Here is a 6,642-nt window from a genome sequence, read left to right as displayed (position 1 = left end):
CATCTGGACCGACCGCTACGGGCGGGTGAAGGTAAAATTTCACTGGGACCGTCTGGCGAAGGGCGACGACACCAGCTCCTGCTGGGTGCGCGTCTCCAGCGCCTGGGCGGGCCAGGGGTTCGGCGGGGTGCAGATCCCGCGTGTCAACGACGAGGTGGTGGTGGACTTCATCAACGGCGATCCGGACCGTCCGCTGATCATCGGCCGGGTTTACAACGAGGCGAGCATGCCGCCGTGGGCGCTGCCGGCGGCGGCGACGCAGATGGGTTTTCTGAGCCGGTCGAAGGATGGCACGGCGGACACGGCGAACGCGCTGAGGTTTGAGGATAAGGCGGGTGAGGAACACCTGTGGATCCAGGCGCAGAAAAACATGGATACCCATGTTAAAAATGACGCCAGCCATTCCGTCGCCAACAATCACAGCCATTATGCGGGCGGCAATGAGTTGTATCGGGTCGAAACCAATCGCGTCCACGGCGTAAAAGGGGGCGAAGAGCGGCTGACCGGTAAAGGCAAGCTTGATGCGGTAGTCGATACCTATGTTGTGGGTTCGGGCACTAAACTTCGCCTTGAATGCGGAGAGAGCGCTATCGAACTCAATGCGAATGGCCAGATTAATATTGTGGGTAAAGGCTTCAATATTTTCGTGCAGGGCGATGGTCACATCACCACCTCTGGCGGCAAACTGAACCTGAACACAGATGGTGCGAAGCCAGGCACTAGCGCACCGGGCTCCAGTCATAAACAGAACATCAGCCAGGCGGTGGAGAACCTGTTCCCGCCGAAGCAAAAAGGCCAGGCCGCGCCCGCTGCACCAAAGGCTGCGGCGGCACCGGCGAAAGGGGCGGCTGCACCGTTGGCCAATTCTGCTTCTGGCGATAAGAAGAGCAAATATGACTACTCGGTAGATGAAATGGTCAAAAAGCAAAAAGGACTTAAAGCCACGCCAGTGAAATGGGATAAAACCAAAAAAGGCTTTGTAAACGCAACCGAGGATGATATTAAAAAATATGTCGATCCTGCCAACCACATGGAAGGCAAAGACAAATATCAGTTTGTGGATCTTTCCTCCTCAGCCGGGATTAGCAAAGAGGATATGAGCACTTTCCTTAAAGATAAAGGCACGCTGTCCGGTCAGGAACAAACTTACCTGGATGCAGCTAAAAATATAATGTCAATGAGGCATACCTGGCCGCGCATTCCGCGCTGGAGACGGGAAATGGCACCAGTGAGTTAGCTAAAGGTGTCATGGTTAATGGAACCAAAGTTTACAATATGTACGGTATCGGCGCGCTTGATGGCAATGCGGTAAAAACCGGTGCTAACTATGCCTATAAGCAGGGCTGGACAACGCCGGAAAAGGCGATTGACGGCGGCGCTAAATGGATATCTGATAAGTTTGTTGGCTCTGGTCAGAATACTTTGTATAAAATGCGCTGGAATCCGGCCTCGCCGGGTACACATCAGTATGCGACAGATGTTAACTGGGCTACTGCTCAGACAACCAGCATGAAAAAAATGTTCGACAGCTTTCCGAATGCGAATCTTTCTTATGATATACCTGAGTTTAAATAAGGGACTGATAAATATGATTTCTCCTCTGAAAAATGCAGTGTTGTTGTGTGCGCTGCTGTTCCCTGCCATTCAGGTGAATCTGGCTACTGCGGCGACAAGCCTCACAGTCCCTGCTGCATTAACCGCGGCTGATTTTAGTGTAGAAATAAACAATCATCCTTTTTCTTTAGGTGATAAATGGAGCGATGAAACTCAGAAACAGGTGGGCGTGCAGATAAGTGAAAACTTCGTTGGCGACGCGCCCGTCGGTGACACCAGCTATAAGTACTATCAGCATAAATATGATGGTTTTGAAATCTACACTGCCAACTTGTTTTGGCAAAAAAAACAGCGTGATATCAATAGCTATCTCATTGCACAGATCACCATCAATACGCCTGCAATCAAAACAGCCAGAGGTGTAGAAATTGGTGACAGTCAGGATGTGCTGGTCAGTAAATATGGTCAGGGCACAGTGGATGACAGTGATAACCAGCACTGGTTATATTATGACGCTGATCACAAACGCATGTCATTTCAGTTAGAGCATAAAAAAGTCAGTCATATTATGATGACGATTAATACGGATGATTGAAAGGGGTTCTGCGTGATATGTTGCGCGGAATTGAATTATGTTATATCTCTGATGTGATCATTATTGTTAAAAATGACAGAGTAGTTATGGTTAAATTTTTACTTTTAATAGTTTTTTCATTGCCTCTGACCGTGCTTGCCAATAACGCATGCCCGATGTTGAGTGATTCTGCCAACGCAAAAGGCGTGCGTTTCGACAATACAGATAATGTCTACAAGGTTGGCGGGTCAGGACGGCTGCAGTTTTATTCTGCGCCTGATAGCCGTTGTGCAGAAAAAGATGTTTTTGTGGTGCCTGGCAATGAATTATATGCTTACGTCGAATATGGAAAGTATTACAGCGTAATGTATGTGGCCAATGACGGAAACCAGGTTAATGGCTGGGTCGAGAAATTCAGATTAGTTGAAACACATACTGGTATCGCACCTGATTATGATGAAAATAAATAGTTAATTACTCTGCTGTTAATAACATCCCGTTTTTACTTTCCCCATATGGAAATCTATTATGAATTACCAATTCAATGAGGGCGCCTTTGCGCTTTTTCCTGCTGCCTGGCAGGACACCACCATGAATATTCTCCGCGACGAAGCCAGTGGGCTGGCATGGGTTGTAAGCCGTGGTGTTATTTCTGAGGGCAGTGATGCGGAAAAAGAATTCCAGCGTCAGTGGGACACGTTGCGGAGTCAGATGGGTCACATCCAGCAGAGTGAGTTTGTACGCGTGACGGCGGGTGTAGATAACACCCTACACGCAATTGAAGTTGAAACTATGTTTGACCGTAACGGGCAGGCCGTGTGGCAGAAACAGCTGGCTACGCAGGTGCCGGACTCGAACACCTTAATGATTTTTACGCTCTCCACGATGCGCCCATTCAATGAAGAAGACGGACAGCGCTGGAGTGCTTTTAAACAAAGCCTGACTCTGAACACGCCACGGAAAGCATAACTTATGGATAATCCTGCGGCCCGCGTGGGCGATGAGATCATTCACTCCAGCATTTTTGCTGATATCACCAGCATTGTGGCAGAAGGTGCGGCGTATGCCGTCATTGGTGCCGCAGTGGGTGCTGCTATCGTCTCGGCAGCGCCCCTCCTGGGTACAGGGGCGGCAGCGGCGAGTGTCGCTGCCGTGGGTAACAGTTGCCTGCTCAGCGGTATTCTTGGCGGTATACTGGCCAATGCCGTGGGTCTGTCACAGGAGATCAGCAAAGCGGCCGATGGCCTGGGAAACATGATATTCCCGCCGTCACCCGCCGGTGTGATATCCAGCGGTTCAGACAACGTTTACGTAAATGGTCTTTTAGCCGTGCGCGCGGCCGGGATGCTCACGCCCGGCGAGACACCGCCACCGGAACCGCAATCACCGAAGAGCTTTGCCGACTACGGCGGCATGCTGCTCTCTGCGGTGGGCCAGTTTGGCAGTGCAATGTGGCAACCTACGGTCGCCTCCGCCGATGCGGGTACCTCTCCGCTGGAGCAGGACAAAGTGGCCTGTGAAAAACACAGTGCACCGCAATATCTGGCGCAGGGATCGAAAAGCGTCTTTATCAATGGCCAGCCTGCGGTGCGCGCAAAGGATAAAACCACCTGCGATGCAACTGTAAGCGACGATGTGTCCCCCAATGTCATCATTGGTGGTGAAACGGTCACGGTCAGAGAGATCAAAAGCGGCAAGGTGCCAGGCCTGGCTGTGATGATGATCGGCCTTTCTCTGATCCGTGGTCGCCCCAGTCAGATCCTCAAAAACATGCCCTGCGCGCTGGCCGGTGCCGTGGGCGGTATGGCAGCGGACATGGCCATCAACGCGGCTTTCTCGTCGCTGTTCCCGGTTCATGCGGCGACCGGCGTCAAAGTCCTGAATGATGATGCCGAGCGCGATTTTTCCCTTCCCGGACGTTTCCCGCTTAGTTTTCAGCGCAGCTATAACAGCCTGACTCAGCGTGCTGGCCTGTTTGGTCAGGGCTGGGCCACGGTGTTTGACAGTTACCTGACGCTGGAAGGGAATCGGGCGACCTGGTTTGATGACAACGGACGCGAACTAAGCTTTGACGTTCCTGGTGAAAAAGAGGTGCTCTACAGCATCAGCGAAGGGTTGATGGTGCGGCGCAACGCGTCAGGCGATATCGCCATTGCCGATGACGACGGTGCGGTCTGGCGTCTATACCGACGCACGGCTGCTGATCCGCAGGTGCTGCGTCTGGCTTCACTGAGTGATGAGTACGGCAACGCCCTGGAGATGGGCTGGGATGAACAGGCTCGTCTGGTGCGTATTCATGACGCGCCGCTGGCGATCGACGTTACGCTGCACTACGACGACAAACATCACGCGCGGCGCCCGACATCAGCCAGCCATTTTGATGGCGATCAACACTGGCCTCTGACGCGCTGGACATACACTGAACAGGGCCAACTTGCCAGCGTTACTGATGCGGCTGGCGTTGTGTCGCGGCGCTTCCGGTACAACGACGACGGGTTAATGGTCTGGCATCAGCTGCCCGGCGGGCTGGAAAGCGAATATCGCTGGCAGAAGCTGGATCACTGGCGCGTGGTAGAGAACCGCACCAATACCGGTGATGGCTGCCACATGCATTACGATCTCGAGGCGGGCATCACGCGCGTGTCGACCTATGACGGCCAGCAGCGCGAACACCACTGGAATGCCGCGTGCCTCATCACCTGTTTTATCGACGAGCGGGGCGAGAAGTGGCGCTACGAGTGGGATGAAAACGAACTCCTGACGCGCCGCATCGATCCGCTGGGCAACGCGGTGAGCTTCACCTATGACGATCTGGGCAACCGCATTGAAGAGAAAGATGCTGACGGCGGTGTGCAGGTTGTGCAATGGCTGTCCCACCGTTCGCTGCCGACAGTGGTTGCCGGAGCAGACGGTTCCACCACGAAGTACTATTACGATCCCCATTATGGCCTTGAGCGCGTTGTTGATGCGCTCGGGCAAAGCACGCTCTATAAACGGGATGAATTCGGACTGGTTGTCGAGGAGATCGACGCAGCGGGTAACAGCTACCGCCGGGAGTTTAACGATGCCGGCCAGGTTATCCGTGAAACCGACTGCTCAGGGCTGACCACGCGCTACCGTTATCATCCGCTGGGCTGGCTCAGTTGTGTCATCGCGCCGGATGGTGAAGAAACCCGTTATCACTATGACGCAGCAGGCCGTCCTCTTCAGCTGGAACGTGCAGAAGGATGGGAAGAGCGGTTGCACTGGAGTGAAAACGGACTGCCGCTGGCCTATGAATCGGCTGATGGCAAGCGCAGTGAATTCCGTTACGACAACGTCGGGCGATTGATTGCCAACCGCAATGCAGAGGGTGAGACGGTTCAGCGAAGCTGGGACAGCCGTGGCCGGTTGACGGCGCTGCAAAACGAGAACGGCGAGCAGTATCAGTTCGAGTGGGGCGCAGATTCTCTGTTGCTGGCTCAGGTCGGGCTGGATGGCGTTGCCACGCGATATGATTATGATGCAGCGGGCCGCACGGTATCACGTACCTTTGCCGCCGGGCATCCTCAGTCCATCACCCATCGCTATCACTGGAGCCGTGCGGGACAACTGCTGGCGCGGACCACGCCGGAGGGCCAGACGCGCTATCACTACAGCGGTGGCGGCCAGCTGGGTAAGGTGTCGCAGCATCTGCCGCTGTCTGACACTGAGTGGAGCCAGCAGGCCGAGCAGGAGATCACCTTTAAATATGATGCGCTGGGCCGCATCGTTGCTGAACAGGGAGAGCAGGGAGAACTGGCGTGGGAGTATGACGCGCTGGGTAACTGCACAGCCTTAACACTGCCGGATGGTCGTAATCTCAGGCAGCTTTACTACGGCAGCGGCCATTTACTGAGCATCGCATTAGACAACCTGCCGGTCACGGATTTTACCCGTGACACGCTGCACCGGGAACTGAGCCGGACGCAGGGCGGCCTGACCATGCGCAGTGAATATGATCGGTTAGGCAGACTGCGCCGCCGTGACGTGTTCAGGGGTGACTCGCAGCGTCCTGCACCGCGCGTCTGGTCCCGTCGGCGCGACTTCGATTACGGCAACAACCTGATCCGTGAAGAGCGTGACGATAATCCGTTCAGCCAGACATTATGGAACTACGATAACGCCGGCCGGCTGTTGTCTCAGGACGGTGCGCAGCCGGGTAATGAACAGTGGCGCTGGGATGGCGCAGGCAACCCGCTGGATCGCCATACTGCCGCCCACGTTATGCACAACCGTGTCACTGAACTGAACGGTATCCGCTGGCAGTACGATATTCATGGCCGCACCACTGAGAAAGATGACGGACAGACCCGCTGGCGCTACCGTTACGATGGTGAGCATCGCCTTATGGACGTCATCAGCGAGCCACGGGACCGTAATAAGCCGCGCACTAAGGTGAGTTTCCGTTACGATCCTCTTGGGCGCCGCATCAGTAAAAACAGCCAGCCGCTGTTACAGGGAAGACCGTCTGGCAACGCCGTCACGACGCGCTT

General features: G+C 54.4%; 6 protein-coding genes. All 6 read left to right on the top strand.

Features of this window, described 5'->3' with window-relative positions:
- On the top strand, positions 1–1,237 hold a 1,237-nt coding region (locus tag LQK91_RS21630; protein ID WP_231001676.1), incomplete at its 5' end, for a type VI secretion system Vgr family protein.
- The gene (locus LQK91_RS21625; protein ID WP_197739809.1) at positions 1,189–1,575 is read left to right on the top strand and encodes an N-acetylglucosaminidase; all 387 of its coding nucleotides are present in this window, start codon (positions 1,189–1,191) and stop codon (positions 1,573–1,575) included. The genes LQK91_RS21630 and LQK91_RS21625, both read left to right, overlap by 49 nt.
- A gap of 13 nt (positions 1,576–1,588) precedes the next feature.
- Positions 1,589–2,149: a hypothetical protein gene (locus LQK91_RS21620; protein ID WP_105100172.1), complete on the top strand. Its 561-nt coding sequence runs from the start codon at positions 1,589–1,591 to the stop codon at positions 2,147–2,149.
- Between the two features lie 17 nt (positions 2,150–2,166).
- Entirely contained in the window at positions 2,167–2,598 is a 432-nt protein-coding gene (locus LQK91_RS21615) for a hypothetical protein (RefSeq protein ID WP_231001675.1), read from the top strand.
- A 58-nt stretch (positions 2,599–2,656) separates the two neighbouring features.
- Positions 2,657–3,097 (top strand): DcrB-related protein, encoded by a 441-nt coding sequence (locus tag LQK91_RS21610; RefSeq protein WP_105100173.1) that lies wholly within the window; start codon positions 2,657–2,659, stop codon positions 3,095–3,097.
- A gap of 3 nt (positions 3,098–3,100) precedes the next feature.
- Positions 3,101–6,642, top strand: a 3,542-nt coding sequence (locus LQK91_RS21605; RefSeq protein WP_105100174.1) for a DUF6531 domain-containing protein, incomplete at its 3' end; no start/stop codon positions are given.

Origin of the sequence: Pantoea sp. MHSD4 (assembly GCF_021043305.1) — a bacterium.
Taxonomy (GTDB): Bacteria; Pseudomonadota; Gammaproteobacteria; order Enterobacterales; family Enterobacteriaceae; genus Pantoea; species Pantoea eucalypti.
Note: the sequence above shows the minus strand (reverse complement) of the source record. Positions and strands in the feature narration are given on the sequence as shown.